Here is a 15,257-nt window from a genome sequence, read left to right on the forward strand (position 1 = left end):
CGAGGGGCTGCACCCAGGCTATACAGAGTGTGCTTTGATAAAATGTTCTATAGATTCAATTAATCGAAAGACTTGATCCGGTACAAATATTTCAAGTTGGGCAAAAACATGAATCATTCCCTTAAATTCTTCTAATTCAACGGAAACTCCTAAGGCCTTTATTTTTTTCGCAAACGCAATTGCTTCGTCAAATAAAGGATCGTATTCAGCAGCTGCAATATAGCAGGGTGGCAATAATTCCAAATGTTTAAAATGCATTGGTGATGCATGAATTCGATCGCTACCATTTTTGAAATAATTATCAAAATACCATTTTACTTTTTCTCGTGTGAGTAAAAACCCTTCCCCATTACGTTGATATGAGTCATAGTTCATAGAGAAATCAACAGAAGGATAAATCAATACCAATCCTCTAATTGCAAGATCGCCACATTCTTTCATTTGATGGCAAACAGAAAGCGCCAAATTTCCACCAGCACTATCACCCGCTAAAAAAACATGCTCCATATTCACTTGAAACTCTTTAAGTAGCTCAACTTTGTGTTCAAAAGCTGCTATACAATCGAGTAATCCGGCTGGGTATGGGAACTCAGGAGCTAAACGGTATCCAACAGAAAGAACTACGGAGTTACAGGTAACAGCAATTCGCCGACAAAGCGCATCATGAGTTTCTATGCTCCCTGATAAATGCCCACCGCCATGAAAATAAATAATTAAGGGTAACTTTTTTTGTGGGGCAGGGTGATAAATTCGTGTCGGTATCTCATGATCAGCAAGACGAAGCACTGGGTTGCTAATTAGGGGGACAAATAATTTAGGTAGAGCAAAAGCCTCTGCTGTCTTTTCAGCGAGATCACGTACTTCCTCGGGTATAAAAATAGCTGGTCTTGTATTGGACAAATCCAAAAAATTTTGTAGTGATTGGGGTATCTGACCATGCGACATTGTTGCCTCCTGCTCCAAATTATAGAATTAAATAGTTAATCTACAACCTCATAACACAGCTCTCTACTGAGAAAGAGTTGCTTCGTCGATGCCGTGCCCGAATCCCTATATGCTTGTGTACTCTCCAGTTCATTACTCAGCATCTCCTCGCACTTTGTTCTTCTCAGGGAGTTTGGACGAAGTCTATTGTATTATTAGTCTTTGGGATTTTTATTAATAATAGTGCCACAACAAGTAACCAAACAAAGCTTAAAATAATAATAAAACTTAATAAAGGATTGAGCATCAAATAGCCCATTACGATAACACTGAGTGTTGCAAAACACATATTAACAAAACTCATCATGGCTGCTGCACTGGCTTTGTCCTTAAGTGCATTGGAAGCAACAAATGAGCCCCCCGAAAATAGAAAACTGCTAAATAAATATAAGCTGGCTGTAATAAGAAAAAACCATAATGAGGACTGTTTCCCAAAATACCACATGATCAATAAATTAATTATTCCCACTGCAACGCCAAGAAAACCAATGGAAATGAGTTGGTTTGCTGAAAAACGAGTGAGTAATCGTTTGGCTAATAATCCACCTAAGAGCATTCCTATTATGTTCAGGATATTCCAATACCCATATTCAGCCGCCGAGAGTTTCAATATCTCTTCTGAAATTTGAGGTCCAGCAGCAGAAAAGCAGTAGGATATAGCAGAGCAGCAACCTACTACTAATGAAAAAATTACCAATTTCGCAGAAGCAAGTGCAGCATAATAATCGCGGACAATAGTCAAGATATATATTGATTTAGGATGAATCAATGTTTCGCTAAATATACGGGTCCCCCATAACATGATTAAACCATGTACGAGTAAAATCCAAAAACATCCTTGCCAATGAAAAAATTCAGTAATTATCCCACCTATGACTACAGCGATACCGATACCTAGTGCAAAGGACAAAACTGAATAGGCCATGGCCGTTTTACGTTGCGCTTCAGGTAACCATTCATTAATTAACATGAACGTACAGGCAAGTCCACTGGCAGCACCCAAGGCAGTTATCAACCGTCCCCCTATGAGTAGCCAATAGCTTTCTTGCAATAATGCGAGCAAACATACAACAAGTCCAATTAGGTTAATCACCAAACCTACGCGTAATGCTTTTAAACGGCCAAATCGATTAGCAAGAGGTCCATAAATCAATTGACCAACTACATAACCAATCAAAAATGCCGAGACTATCCACTCAATAACGCCGGGGCCTAAAGCATATTCAGTTTGGATTTTTGGTAAAGCGGGAGTGATGATAGCCGCCGAAACTGATGCAATAGAAATGTAGTTGAGCAACCAGAACAGATTAAATGATGAGGTTTTTTCTGTCGCACCCATGACTATCCTTAATGTATACTTTTAAATTAAGGGATTCATTGTAAGTACTTCTTTATCTGAGTCAATCATTCTTTTTTATGAGTTATCTCATTTAGCCTGAGGAATCATTGTCATTACTACGTCCTGTGGCTTGTCCGTGGGATCCAGTTTTATTGCAAAATCCCTAGATCCCGCGGCCCTGAGAGATCGTCAGTTTTTTAAATTTATCATGTACCACTTAAGTTTCTCTACGTACCGCGCTTTATGCGCGGTATCCAGAACGATATTTTAAGATGCCGCTGAGCATTTCTAGAGCAAGATCCCCTGGATATCGCGCATAAGCCGCGGGACGTAGTAAGTAATTGAAAATGACTCAATAGATCAAGGTTTCTTAAAAAAAACCGACGATCCTCAGTTCATTCAGATGATTTAAAATAATTTTGAGTTGACATTACTCTATAGGTGCTTTGCGAAAGGTACGGACGGTGTTCTTTGTCTGATTATCGATAATCTCACCGCGTATATCATCAAAGTGTCCATTGACTTGAATTAACATCCAGGTATAAAGCTGATCAATATCGTTTCCTGTTTGAGTCGCGATTCTTTCCTCCTTACAGTAGACATTTGCAGTAAATTGCTCGCTCATTTTAAGAATCCTTTGATCCAAACATCATATATATAAGTTTAGCTTTTTTTAACTGTTTCACCACGTTATTTAAAGATATATTGCACTATAATTTATATAGGAGAGATGTTTTTCAGGAGATGGTTATGTATACCAATTTTTTAGCTTCAGTACTAGGTTGGTATTTGGTAATTATGAGCTTGCTTTTACTTGTACGACGTGAAGTTGTAGTCACCGCCATGAGGGAATTGATGGGGCAACGAGCTGTCATGTTAGTTGTTGGTATAATCACATTAGTTATTGGATTATTAATGGTTCTAAGCCACAATGTATGGGTAATGGGCTGGCCAGTCATAGTAACAGTCTTTGCTTGGCTGATACTCATTGGCGGTTTGTTTAGGCTCTATTGTCCAGATACTGTGTATAAAGTTTGGAATAAAATGATAAATAAATCGGGAGCGTTTATCACAAGCGGGGTAATTACGTTAATCATCGGCCTATTTTTATTGTACAAAGTTTATTTTGGTTGATGAAATGATGACCCAAAATATATAGGTTCGGAGAGTCGCGGAGAACTCGAACCTATACTTATATTTTGGCTTTCATTTTAAGAGTAAAAAAAGACTTTATTTTGATTCCTCAATTAGTTCTTTGAATGTTACAGATAAACTGGTATAAAAAATTGTAGTTGTACTTTCAAATCCAGAATCCGTACCGAGAACTAACCATACCTCACCTTTATCATTGGTTCTGGTTGTGTAGTTGGCGAGCTTAGTTTGTATTTCTTCTGTGGGTAAGTAAGGTAATGTCTTTAATCGATAAACAGAATTTGCAGTGTCTACCCCAAATGATCCAATAGTGAGCATATCTTTTCCATCAAGAGCTTGATTTCCTTTATCCAAATTGATTCTGTAATGATTAAGGTCATCCACATATCGAAGGGGTTTATGAGATACAGCTCCAATTTTTACATAAACCGAATCACCCGGGGAGCCTCCTACACCCGTAGAACCATCAGGAGCATTCGAGGCAAATTCTAAAGAAAAACTGACGCGGTAGGTTGTATTAGGTTTTAAATCCTTTACCTTTTTATAAGCATACATGAATAAATCATCACTATGATTATTGCCTGAAATTTTTAATGCATGAAGGGAAGTATTAATTTCATAAGGTAATTTAGCGTCGTTTTTAAATTGAAGTTCAAAGAACTTTTCTTCGCCTTTGGGATAATCAGCGAAAGAAACCTTAAAATTTTCTTTTTTGGAGAAAGTATATTTATAGGATTTTAACTCCGGACTATTTAAAGAAAATCCTGAATAAGAGGTGACTAGAAAAAGAAAAAATAAAACAGGTTTTTTCAAGATTTATCCAATTTCTGGTTGATAATGCTGCATTTTAAAATTAAACCGCCAATAGAGCAATAAAACACTGATGACTGCACCTAATGACATACCCCACCAGAGGCCAATGCCTCCCCATTGCAGAGGAATTGCAAACAAGTAACCTATAGGTAACGCAATTCCCCAAAAGCCAATCATTGAAATGATTAAGGTATAACGTGTATCTTTTAACGCACGTAAAGCGCCAAATAGCGAGATACGGGCTGATTCGAATATTTGAAATACGGCACTAACTGCCAGAAGTTGGATTGCAAAATGTAACATTTCCTGGTTACCAGGATCATGAATATCAAAATCAATAGCGATAAGTAATTTAGGAAAAAACCAATAAATAAGTGCGGCACTAAACATAAAAAATACAGAGGTAAAAGTACCGATATAACCTACATGTTTTGCGCTAATTACATCCCCTTCCCCCAGTAAATGCCCCATGCGTACAGTGATTGCCTGGGCTATTGAAAAAATAATAGACGTCAAAATACATAAATATTGTAATGTGATTTGATTAGCTGCCAACAATTGATTACCCAGTGAACCCATAATTAAAATCAAAACAAAGAAAAAGCCAATTTCAACACAATACATCATTCCTAAAGGAGTCCCAATTTTGAGTAGCTCAATCAAATAGAATGGTTTGACGTAGGTAAAGAGCAGGCGAGTATAGGGTTTATAGTTTTTATTTGTAAAAATATACCAAGAGAAAAATAATACGGTAACCCACAAACCTATAGTTGTACCCCAACCTGCACCTGAAACCCCCATGGCTGGCAAGCCAAATTTTCCAAAAATTAGAGCAAAACTAAACAAAATATTTAAAGAGACATTTAATGCACTAAAGAACAGGGCAAGCCGAGTTTTGCCAAGTCCAATAACAAACTCCATGAGTACCACAGTAATAAAATTCGCGAATAATCCCCATGTAAGTGCATGCAAATAGGATTCAGTCAGTTTCACTAAAGCTTGGTTTTGGCCGAGATATAAGAGCAGGGGAGAAATATGCCAAAAGAAAAAACATGCAGGAATGGTCAAGATACAGGCTAACCAAAATCCATCTCGAAACACTAAAGAAATTCCATGTCTATCTTGAGCACCATGTCGATGAGCTACCAAGACATTAATTGCATTTAATATACCGATAACAATGATGTTAAACGTCCCAAATAGCCAGGCAACCAGTGAGCCTGCTGCTAATGCATCTTGGCTAACATGAGCTAAGAATATAGTTATAAAAAAGTAAACAGAAGATTGCAATAATCCGGTGAGAATTAGTGGAATAGCTAATCTTAATAAGGATTGAAAATTATTTTTAAATGCTCTCACAACTAGTTACTGCCGTAGTTTATCCTTCTCGTTATAGGAAAATTATACGAGAAGAAATTAAATTGATATGCTAAATAACCTAATTATAGTTGTTTACAATGCGTTTACCTAGTACATATCTTTTTCCCTACTTGCAGTGCTTATGCACGGCATCCAGATCGATAGTATATGAAGACAGGAGCTGGATTCCGCACATAAAGCGCGGAACGTAGAGTATTGGATTTTCAGAACCAAGGCATTTTGCTTTTATCTCATGTCTATTAGAGCGTTTTACCTAACAAGTAAGAGAGGTTGCTTTGGCTGATTTAGGACAGTAATCATCATAAAAGCATTTTATGTCTTCATATAGTTCTGTTAATTCTTCTATATCATAAATTTCCTTTTGCGCTCGTTTGTTTAACTCGTCGTATTTTTCGATGTACTCTTCGAAGAGACACTTTATCTCCGAATCATGCATGCGTTTATCTCTTTGAATTGTTACAATAAAATCATCTAATTCAGTTTTTATTCCCTCATATTCATGTTTATTTCCTAGAACTTTCACTTTGGATTCGGATTTATTGAGTGTTTGATACAACAGATAAAATGCAAGGAGTCCGATAGGAATTAAGACAATTAAGCCAAGATAAAAAGCGGCGGGAGGTGTTTCATATTCCTGAGCTTGGCATACAGCCATATCCTGCTCGCTGCAGGCGGCTATAGCTTGGGGCGGCACTGGAGGGACAGGAGGACATACTGACGTTTCATAAGTCCAGTTGGGTTGAACACAATCATCAAATGCAGAGGTTTTTGAGCTCGATTCGAAGAATGATGGACGTAATTGGGAATGGTGATGGGATTTTGACTGCGATGTTCGTGTCGGCAACAATCCCAGTTTTTCCGGTTCTTGTGGTGGTTGCAGACCCTTGAGTTTGTATTGGAATGTGATCCAACGATGCATTGAATCCATCAGTTCATTTAACTCCTGAGCTTGTCCAGCAAGTGTTGCAAAGTCAGTGCTTTTTACTTTATGACCACTTAAATGGCCAATAACATAATTGACTTGCTGTTTTAATGCTTGATTGGTTTTTGCAAGATCGGTTTTTGTTGATGGAAATTGTGCCAAAGTATCTTGATTTTCTATGAATGTGTTTAATTTTTCTTGCTCAGATGTTAACCATTTTTTTAGAAGCGATAAATTTTGTTCTTCGTGAATCGCTTTGTGATAAGCAAGCGTATTTGCATGAATAATTTCTTCTATATGAAAGGATGATTCATCAATAAAATGTTCAATTTGTCTCAATAATAAAGATAGTTGCTCCTTAAATTGAAAAACCGTATACACTTCACCTGCTTGTCCCAAGAGGTCCATTGTTTGCGTAATGACTTTTTGAAATTGGTCGAGCTCATTTAAATCAGTTATCGCTTTGGCATAATGATCTAACACTTTATCTTGCATGTTGATTAACTGGAAATTGGGACAATCTTTAAGCTCTTTACCCGTTAACTGCAAAATAGATATAGGTCTTTCTACGACAGCAGTTGAACTTTTCCCGCATTCTTTTACAGCTTGAGTGGGATAGGCTTTTAAATCTGCCGGCTTATCGATTGCAAAAGTATAAGGGTGAGGATTAACTTGATTCGTATTCAGAGCAAAATGGAGTATTCTGTTGCGTTCAGTAGATAATTGCTCAATGGTTTTGGATAATTCACCAAGGCGATCTCTTAACAATTGAGATTCAATCCTATGCGTTAACTGTGGGTGGATTTCATCATCAATTGTGCTGCGGAAATTAGCTAAAAAGAGTCGATCTGAGCCTGCAAAGGGGGAAATGTTTTTTTCAATAGTACGCACGTAGCGAGTGACATGCTCCAATTGGTCTCTTGTTTGTCTGATATTTGAATTTTGACTTATTCCTTTCAAAATATGATTCAGATCCAATAAGAAAAAATTCATAGGTTGATTTAAATGAGTTTGAGGTAACGCCTGATTCCTTAATAATAAATAATCTCCGGTTCTTTGCATTAAGTCATATAAAGCAGTCCATTGGAGGCGCTGGCTATCAATAGGTTGAACGTGGAAGTCATCTCGGGTTAAAACGTGACGGGTCCTGAATGCATTAGAGTAAAACCAGGAATGTTCATAAACATTGATTAAGGCCTGGGAGTCATCAGCGAACCAGGAGCTTGGGTTCGATAAATAATCTGGATGAATTCCTGAATTACTGCGTGTTTTAAGAATCCAAGTTCTTTGTTCTAATTCTTCCTCAGTATAACAGGATTCTGAATGGACCCAAAAACGAGATTGATGCTGTTGAGACTGATATGAGGTGTAATACTCCCTTTTTTCCTTTGCCATACTTCTCACTCCTTGAGATAGAATAACCTAACGTTATTGTACGGTTGGTAGCTAAATAGAATATTTTTGAACCAATTAATTTGATAACACTCTTTACACAAATATGCAACATTCGCGAAATTGATATTTGCAAATATGGTGCAACATTCTGTTTTTTGTTAAATTACATTTTTAACTTGAACGAGTCACTTATGCCTTCTTTTGATATTGTCTCTGAAACAAATATGGTTGAATTACGTAATGCTGTGGATAACGCTTTGCGTGAGATGGGTACTCGCTTTGATTTTCGAGGAGTAGAGTCAAGTATAGAACTTAAAGATTTGACCGTGACATTACGGGCTGAATCCGACTTTCAGGTCAGACAACTAGAGGATTTATTCCGTAATCACTGCAGTAAACGTAATCTTGATGCTTCTGGAGTGGATATAGAAGATGAACCAGTGCATAGTGGAAAATTTTATTCCTTGAATATGACGTTTAAACAGGGAATAGATCAGCCTACAGCTAAAGACATCGTGAAATGTATTAAAGACTCCAAAGTTAAAGTTCAAGCTTCTATTCAGGGTGATAAAATTCGGGTTACCGGTAAAAAACGTGATGATTTGCAAGAAACAATTGCGCTTTTAAAAAAATCAGATATCAAATTGCCACTGCAGTATGAGAATTTTCGAGATTAGGCCAGTATATGTAGCCTGGGTGAAGGTCTGTAGGACCAAAACCGGGTTCCGCTACGCGCACCCAGGCTACTTTTAATTTACAATTTCATCAATTTTTGCAGAAATCCTCGCTAATAAATAAGAATCATTTTTTGCAAGACTACGGGCTACTTTAAGTTGAGCTACTGCTGCTCTTTTTTGTCCTTCAAGAAGTAAGCACTGAGCCTGGGTAAAATAGGCGTAGCCTTTTTGATGTGATTGCGCTTGGGCTCGAGCTAACTCACGGCATAAAACAAGATCCTGTTTGTATTTCCTGCTGCCTTTAAGCAGGATGCTTGTTGCTTTTTCATGCTGATTTGCAGCCAATAAACCTTGGGCGTATGCCATAAGTGCCGCATAGTTGTCCGGGTAATTTTTTTGTATTTCTTCCAATCGGGAGAGTGCTGCTTTATGTTGGGACAATCCTGTTTCAGTTTGTGCCATAGCAATTTGAAAATACAGATTGTTATTTTGTACCAATAAAGGCGTTAAAATTGCAGCTGCTTTTGCATAATCATTATTATTGATTAAGGCAAGGGCATGACCATATTGGCAAGCATAAGCAGGCGTTTTTTTGTTACATTGATACGCATAATAATCAAGTAACATTTTAGGATCGCGGATGACTGAAGTGCGGATTAATTCTTTAACCAATGGATATTCGGGAGAGTCTATGTATTTTTTGTGCGAAAATTGTGCGGTTCGATTTTCTGATTCAGCGATTCTATCCCCATCAAGAGGGTGAGTGCGTAGAATGGCAGGTACATTTGCAGTGTAATAATAACGAGAGTTTTCCTGCATTTTTTTAAAAAAAGCGGCCATACCTTGAGGGTTATATCCCGCTTTAATCAGCATATCGATTCCAATTCTATCCGCTTCTTTTTCTTTAGAACGGGTAAAATTGATGTTATCTTGGGAAAATCCTGTCATGGCGCCCATCATTCCCGCCATTCCAACCGTGGGATTGATTACACCTAAAGCTGCAGAGGCCAGTATGGTGGCAAGCATAGGAATACGCATTTGTTTTTGATGTTCAATCATCCTGTAGAGATGATGCAAACGCACATGCGCGATCTCATGGGCCATGACTCCCGCAAGTTCACTTTCACTGCTTGTGGTTAAAATAAGCTGTGAATTAATCCCTATATGTCCACCAGGACCTGCAAAGGCGTTGATTTCATTTGATTTCACTATAAAGAAATCAGGTGGTTTAATACGACCCGCATGAGCAAGATTTTTCCCAATACGATTAATGTATTGGCTTGCCAACGGGCTTCGTTCCACACTTTCCGACTGATTAATTTGTTGTACGAATTCTTTTTCTAATTGTTCCAGCTCACTCGTTGAATAGGGGGAAAGCCCCGCAGAGAAAGCGGGGTGAACAAGAAAGGTTGCTAACAGTATCCAACAGATGTTTTTCTTAATTTTCAATTTAATCATTAGGCTACTCAAAAATTGAATAATTTGTTATCATTCACGCATCGTAACGACTCATCTCTTCTCGTTATCCCGAGGCTTGTCCTTGGGAAGACGTCTATTTAGCGCGTGAGCAGTTACCATGCATCTTAGAAAGGTACTAAACAATGCACAAAAAGTTTTTGCTCGCAGCACTTGAACAGGCCCGACTTGGACAAGGCCATTGCGCCCCAAATCCCTGCGTTGGCGCTGTTGCTGTGCAAAATGGAACTATTATAGCACAGGCATGCCATAGAGGTGCAGGGACCCCGCATGCAGAACAATTATTGTTAATACAGATTCCTCCTAAAATGCCAGGGGTTACTCTATATATTTCGCTCGAACCCTGTAATCATTGGGGAAGAACGCCGCCATGTGTCGATGTAATTATTAATCATGGAGTGGAAGAGGTTGTTTTTGCTTATTTAGATCCCAATCCTGTCGTTGCTAAAAATAATTCTTCAGATAAATTACGTGCCCATGGCATAAAGGTAACGTATTATCCTGTCGATGAAATTACAGAATTTTATAAAAGTTACTCCCACTGGACTTCCACCAAAATGCCAAGGGTAACGGTAAAAATAGCACAAACATTGAATGGTAAAATTGGCCGCGCAGTAGGGGAACGTGTTATTTTGTCAAATACCCAATGCGGGGAATTTACACATCAAATGCGTGCTGCAACGGATGTAATTCTTACTACGGCTAGAACAATACAACTGGATAATCCTAAGATGAATGTGCGTTTAGGCCAGAAAGAACAAGCAAAACCAGTTGCAATTATTGATAGACAGTTGGGTCTTAATCAACAATCCCTGATTTTTTCAACAGCAGCTCATTGTCATATATATCATTGTAATGAGCAGGAAGCTTCTTATCCCAATAGTACTTTGTATTTAATGCCCATGAAAAATGGAGCAATGGATTTAGGTGCTGTGATCGGCCATCTGGGGGAGTTGGGGTATCATGATGTTTGGGTTGAAGCCGGAGGCGCTCTTTTTGGTGCGCTGCACCAGGAAAAGTTAGTTCATCGAACTTATTTATATATCGTTCCAAGTATTTTGGAGCACGATGCAATTTCAGCATACCAGCAGAGTGGGATATTTGACCGAGCGCATACTATTTCTTGGCATGCTATGGGTGACAATATGATAGCATGTCTGGATTGGCAGGAGGATTAAATGAACACTGGATCAAATGAGGTCGCGTTATGAAGTATTCATTAGCTACAGTAGAACAGGCAGTGGAAACACTCAAAGCCGGTAAAATGGTTATTTTAATGGATGATGAAGATAGGGAAAATGAAGGAGATCTGGTCGTGGCTGCAGATTATGCAACGCCAGAATCAATTAATTTTATGTCTCGTCATGGTTGTGGATTAATCTGCTTGTCTATGGCTGATGAATTGATTGATAAATTACAATTGCCAATGATGGCGCAAAATAATAAATCACCTTATGGCACAGCATTTACTGTATCCATAGAGGCAGCAGAAGGTGTCTCAACGGGGATTTCAGCTAAAGATAGGGCTCAAACAATTAAAGTCGCAATTAATCCAGAGAGCGGTCCAGCTGATATCATTTCCCCAGGGCATGTTTTTCCCTTACGCGCTAGAAAAAAAGGCGTTTTGGAACGACAAGGTCAAACAGAAGGTAGTGTTGACTTGGCAAGGCTTGCTGGCTTAACTCCGGCTGCGGTGATTTGTGAAATTATTAACGATGATGGTACCATGAGCCGCCGTGATGAATTAGTTTCATTTTCCAAGAAACATAATATTCCTCTGGTTACGATTAAAGATTTGATAGAATATCGAATTCGCCATGAAGTGTTAGTCAGCGCTGCTGCGTCTACACGTATTCCTTTGCAAAATAAAGGTGACTTTAATATGACCGTATTTGCAAACGAACTGGATGATGCAGAACATTTTGCTTTGGTAAAGCCGCCTCTATTTGCGAATCGAGTGCCTTTGGTGCGTATTCATTCGGAATGTATTACAGGTGATATTTTTGGTTCTTGTAAATGCGATTGCGGTCACCAATTGGAAAAATCTTTGGCACTGATTGCTGCTGAAGGTGGTGTTTTAATTTATTTACGCCAGGAAGGACGAGGAATTGGCCTGGCGAATAAGCTAAAAGCTTATGCCTTGCAGGAGCAAGGTTGGGATACTGTTGATGCGAATCATCAACTAGGTCTTCCTGTTGACAGTAGAAATTATGCTATTGCTTATCAAATGCTCAAATATTTTGGTATTGATGCAATAAGGTTATTAACTAATAACCCTTCAAAAATTGCTGCTGTGGATCGTTATGGAATAAAGGTTATGGAAAGAGTGCCTTTAGAAATAGAACCTACTAAGGAAAGTCACAGATATTTAAAAACTAAAAAAGAGAAACTGGGACATTTATTGGCGATAAATTAGGTTCGATATCCTGATTTGATGTAATTCCCAGCTATTGTAGCCTGGGTTAGGCGAAACCTTAACCCGGGTTTTAGAGAACCCTAGGGGCCGCTCTAATTAACTCAGGCTACAATATAACCGATTTTCTATTTTTCTATGAACAGTACTTAATTAGCAGGATACAAGGTCAATTATGACAAATTTTATTTTTATTACAGGTGGAGTGGTATCTTCCTTAGGAAAGGGTATTGCAGCTGCGTCGCTTGCTGCAGTTCTTGAGGCGCGTGGTCTTAAAGTAACATTGATTAAGCTTGATCCCTATATTAACGTTGATCCCGGGACTATGAGCCCATTCCAGCATGGTGAGGTTTTTGTGACCAATGATGGTGCCGAAACGGATCTGGATTTGGGACATTACGAGCGTTTTGTAAATACAACGATGACAAAGCGTAATAATTTTACCTCAGGAAAAATTTATGAAAATGTCATTAAAAAAGAAAGAAGAGGTGATTATTTAGGGGGCACAGTTCAGGTAATCCCCCATATTACTAATGAGATCAAACGATGCATCAAATTAGGTGCCGATGGTTTCGATGTGGCAATGGTTGAAATTGGCGGGACTGTAGGGGACATCGAATCATTACCGTTTCTTGAAGCAATTCGCCAAATGCGCATTGAACTAGGCTCACAAAGAACCTTATTTATCCATTTGACATTAGTGCCTTATATTGCTACTTCGGGTGAGACAAAAACAAAGCCAACGCAACACTCAGTGAAGGAATTACGCTCTATAGGTATCCAACCTGATATTTTGATTTGCCGCTCGGAAAAAGCGTTGCCTATGTCTGATCGCGCTAAAATTGCATTGTTTACCAATGTGGAGAAAGAAGGGGTTATTCCGCTTGAAGATGCGCCAAGTATTTATCAAATTCCAAGAGTATTACATGAGCACGGACTCGATGACATTGTTGTGAAAAAATTGGGTCTCGAGGTAAAACCTGCCGATTTAAGTGAATGGGATCGCGTGGTGGCAATGCGGGCCGTTCAAACCATGACTGTAAAAATTGCCATGGTAGGCAAATATATTGAATTGAATGATGCATATAAATCCATTAATGAGGCTTTGCTGCATGCCGGACTTCATACTCAAACTAAAGTTGAAATTGTTTATTTGGATGCTGAGTTAATTGAAAAACACGGCGCTTCGCTTCTGGAAGGTATCGATGCCATTCTTGTTCCAGGTGGTTTTGGGGAGCGTGGTGTTGAAGGCAAGATTAAAGCAATCCAATATGTTCGAGAGCATAAAGTTCCTTTCCTGGGTATTTGTTTGGGAATGCAAACAGCAGTCATTGAATTTGCCAGGAATGTTGCGGGTTTAAAAGAAGCGAACTCCACTGAATTTAATAAAGATACCCCATATCCTGTACTTGGATTAATTAATGAGTGGATGGATGCAGATGGCTCAAAACAGCTTCGTGATGAACAGGGTGATTTAGGCGGTACAATGCGCTTGGGCGCGCAAATGTGTCAATTGGAAGAAGGTACGCTAGCACGTAAGGTCTATGAAAAGCCACAAATTGTTGAGCGTCATCGTCATCGCTATGAAGTTAATAATAAATATGTTGAAAGCCTGGTGGAGCATGGATTAATTATCTCTGGACGCTCAGCAGATAATTCTTTAGTTGAAATGGTCGAGTTATCGGATCATCCCTGGTTTCTGGCCTGCCAATTTCATCCAGAATTTACATCGACTCCAAGAGCAAGCCATCCATTGTTTAAACAGTTCGTACTTGCTGCTCGTGCGAAACATCAAGGAAAAAATCAAGAATGAAATTATGTGGATTTGAAGTAGGGTTAGATAAACCTTTATTTTTAATTGCAGGACCTTGTGTCATTGAGAGTGAAGAACTGGCTTTGGAAACAGCAGGTTATTTAAAAGAAATATGCAGTCAATTGCAGATTCCTTTTATCTATAAATCCTCGTTTGATAAAGCAAACCGATCTTCTATGTCCAGTTATAGAGGCCCTGGTTTTGAAAAAGGATTGTCCATTTTGGAAAAGGTAAAAAATCAGGTAGGCGTTCCTGTTTTAACTGATGTTCATGAAGACACACCCTTGCTGGAGGTATCCAGTGTGGTTGATGTGTTACAAACCCCGGCCTTTTTATGCAGACAGACCAATTTTATTCAGAAAGTTGCATCAATGAATAAACCGGTTAATATCAAAAAAGGGCAATTTCTCGCTCCTTGGGAAATGAAGCATGTGATTGCCAAGGCAAAAGCATGTGGGAATGAGCAGATTATGGCGTGTGAGCGCGGTGTGAGTTTTGGGTATAATAATTTGGTTTCAGACATGCGTTCTTTAGCCATTATGCGTGAAACTGGATGCCCTGTGGTTTATGACGCGACGCATTCCGTACAATTGCCTGGAGGAAATAACGGAGTCTCTGGAGGGCAACGCGAATTTGTTCCTGTTCTTGCGCGGGCTGCAGTCGCTGCAGGCATTTCGGGTTTATTTATGGAAACCCACCCTGATCCGGATAACGCCTTGAGTGATGGTCCAAACAGCTGGCCTTTGGCTAAAATGAAGCCTTTACTGGAGTCTTTAAAGGCCCTGGATACAGTATATAAAAATACAGGAGAAATTGTGTAATCAATTTCTCTTAATCTACCATGACATAGGCATTATGGGCTATAATATTCTTAGGTAAATTTTTTTCGAGAA

General features: G+C 38.8%; 13 protein-coding genes. 6 read left to right on the forward strand and 7 right to left on the reverse strand.

Features of this window, described 5'->3' with window-relative positions; genetic code table 11:
• Nucleotides 1-18: 18 nt before the first annotated feature.
• The 3 genes from LXO92_RS08610 to LXO92_RS08620 form a co-directional block, all read right to left on the reverse strand.
• Nucleotides 19-945, reverse strand: coding sequence for an alpha/beta hydrolase (locus LXO92_RS08610; protein WP_182352257.1), 927 nt, complete (start codon nt 943-945; stop codon nt 19-21).
• Between the two features lie 163 nt (nt 946-1,108).
• A complete protein-coding gene (locus tag LXO92_RS08615) occupies nt 1,109-2,323 on the reverse strand; it encodes an MFS transporter (RefSeq protein ID WP_182352258.1) in 1,215 nt (404 codons plus the stop codon).
• Between the two features lie 430 nt (nt 2,324-2,753).
• A complete protein-coding gene (locus LXO92_RS08620; RefSeq protein WP_182352259.1) occupies nt 2,754-2,948 on the reverse strand; it encodes a hypothetical protein in 195 nt (64 codons plus the stop codon).
• Nucleotides 2,949-3,073: 125 nt separating this feature from the next.
• On the opposite strand from LXO92_RS08620, the gene LXO92_RS08625 reads away from it, so the two are divergent.
• A complete protein-coding gene (locus LXO92_RS08625; protein ID WP_182352260.1) occupies nt 3,074-3,457 on the forward strand; it encodes a DUF308 domain-containing protein in 384 nt (127 codons plus the stop codon).
• Nucleotides 3,458-3,553: 96 nt separating this feature from the next.
• Here LXO92_RS08625 and LXO92_RS08630 read toward each other — a convergent pair whose 3' ends face one another.
• The 3 genes from LXO92_RS08630 to LXO92_RS08640 all read right to left on the reverse strand — a co-directional run bounded on the left by LXO92_RS08630 (nt 3,554) and on the right by LXO92_RS08640 (nt 7,985).
• Nucleotides 3,554-4,288 (reverse strand): hypothetical protein, encoded by a 735-nt coding sequence (locus tag LXO92_RS08630; protein WP_232890791.1) that lies wholly within the window; start codon nt 4,286-4,288, stop codon nt 3,554-3,556.
• A 3-nt stretch (nt 4,289-4,291) separates the two neighbouring features.
• Nucleotides 4,292-5,647, reverse strand: a complete 1,356-nt coding sequence (locus tag LXO92_RS08635) for an MATE family efflux transporter (RefSeq protein WP_182352261.1) — start codon at nt 5,645-5,647, stop codon at nt 4,292-4,294.
• Nucleotides 5,648-5,921: 274 nt separating this feature from the next.
• Nucleotides 5,922-7,985, reverse strand: coding sequence for a hypothetical protein (locus tag LXO92_RS08640; RefSeq protein WP_255666630.1), 2,064 nt, complete (start codon nt 7,983-7,985; stop codon nt 5,922-5,924).
• 191 nt (nt 7,986-8,176) lie between these two features.
• On the opposite strand from LXO92_RS08640, the gene LXO92_RS08645 reads away from it, so the two are divergent.
• On the forward strand, nt 8,177-8,662 hold the full coding sequence (locus LXO92_RS08645; RefSeq protein WP_182352262.1) for a YajQ family cyclic di-GMP-binding protein: 486 nt from the start codon (nt 8,177-8,179) through the stop codon (nt 8,660-8,662).
• Nucleotides 8,663-8,734: 72 nt separating this feature from the next.
• On the opposite strand, the gene LXO92_RS08650 is transcribed toward LXO92_RS08645, so the two are convergent.
• Nucleotides 8,735-10,120, reverse strand: coding sequence for a M48 family metalloprotease (locus LXO92_RS08650; RefSeq protein WP_182352264.1), 1,386 nt, complete (start codon nt 10,118-10,120; stop codon nt 8,735-8,737).
• A 143-nt stretch (nt 10,121-10,263) separates the two neighbouring features.
• Between LXO92_RS08650 and ribD the strand changes: the two genes are divergently transcribed.
• The 4 genes from ribD to kdsA all read left to right on the forward strand — a co-directional run bounded on the left by ribD (nt 10,264) and on the right by kdsA (nt 15,185).
• Nucleotides 10,264-11,316, forward strand: a complete 1,053-nt coding sequence (ribD, locus tag LXO92_RS08655) for a bifunctional diaminohydroxyphosphoribosylaminopyrimidine deaminase/5-amino-6-(5-phosphoribosylamino)uracil reductase RibD (protein WP_232890792.1) — start codon at nt 10,264-10,266, stop codon at nt 11,314-11,316.
• Nucleotides 11,317-11,345: 29 nt separating this feature from the next.
• Nucleotides 11,346-12,554, forward strand: coding sequence for a 3,4-dihydroxy-2-butanone-4-phosphate synthase (gene ribB / locus LXO92_RS08660; RefSeq protein ID WP_182352267.1), 1,209 nt, complete (start codon nt 11,346-11,348; stop codon nt 12,552-12,554).
• Nucleotides 12,555-12,726: 172 nt separating this feature from the next.
• On the forward strand, nt 12,727-14,364 hold the full coding sequence (gene pyrG, locus LXO92_RS08665; RefSeq protein WP_182352268.1) for a CTP synthase: 1,638 nt from the start codon (nt 12,727-12,729) through the stop codon (nt 14,362-14,364).
• Nucleotides 14,361-15,185 (forward strand): 3-deoxy-8-phosphooctulonate synthase, encoded by an 825-nt coding sequence (gene kdsA, locus LXO92_RS08670; RefSeq protein ID WP_232890793.1) that lies wholly within the window; start codon nt 14,361-14,363, stop codon nt 15,183-15,185. Before pyrG ends, kdsA begins: the two co-directional genes overlap by 4 nt.
• The last annotated feature ends 72 nt before the right edge of the window (nt 15,186-15,257 follow it).

The sequence above is a fragment of the Legionella resiliens genome, assembly GCF_021344005.1.
GTDB classification, from domain to species: domain Bacteria; phylum Pseudomonadota; class Gammaproteobacteria; order Legionellales; family Legionellaceae; genus Legionella; species Legionella resiliens.

Coding starts and splice junctions, on each gene's coding strand:
- kdsA (WP_232890793.1), top strand. CDS start 14,361: ATGAAATTATGTGGATTTGAAGTAGGGTTAGATAAACCTTTATTTTTA.
- LXO92_RS08615 (WP_182352258.1), bottom strand. CDS start 2,323: ATGGGTGCGACAGAAAAAACCTCATCATTTAATCTGTTCTGGTTGCTC.
- LXO92_RS08610 (WP_182352257.1), bottom strand. CDS start 945: ATGTCGCATGGTCAGATACCCCAATCACTACAAAATTTTTTGGATTTG.
- LXO92_RS08645 (WP_182352262.1), top strand. CDS start 8,177: ATGCCTTCTTTTGATATTGTCTCTGAAACAAATATGGTTGAATTACGT.
- LXO92_RS08625 (WP_182352260.1), top strand. CDS start 3,074: ATGTATACCAATTTTTTAGCTTCAGTACTAGGTTGGTATTTGGTAATT.
- ribD (WP_232890792.1), top strand. CDS start 10,264: ATGCACAAAAAGTTTTTGCTCGCAGCACTTGAACAGGCCCGACTTGGA.
- LXO92_RS08640 (WP_255666630.1), bottom strand. CDS start 7,985: ATGGCAAAGGAAAAAAGGGAGTATTACACCTCATATCAGTCTCAACAG.
- pyrG (WP_182352268.1), top strand. CDS start 12,727: ATGACAAATTTTATTTTTATTACAGGTGGAGTGGTATCTTCCTTAGGA.
- ribB (WP_182352267.1), top strand. CDS start 11,346: ATGAAGTATTCATTAGCTACAGTAGAACAGGCAGTGGAAACACTCAAA.
- LXO92_RS08620 (WP_182352259.1), bottom strand. CDS start 2,948: ATGAGCGAGCAATTTACTGCAAATGTCTACTGTAAGGAGGAAAGAATC.
- LXO92_RS08650 (WP_182352264.1), bottom strand. CDS start 10,120: ATGATTAAATTGAAAATTAAGAAAAACATCTGTTGGATACTGTTAGCA.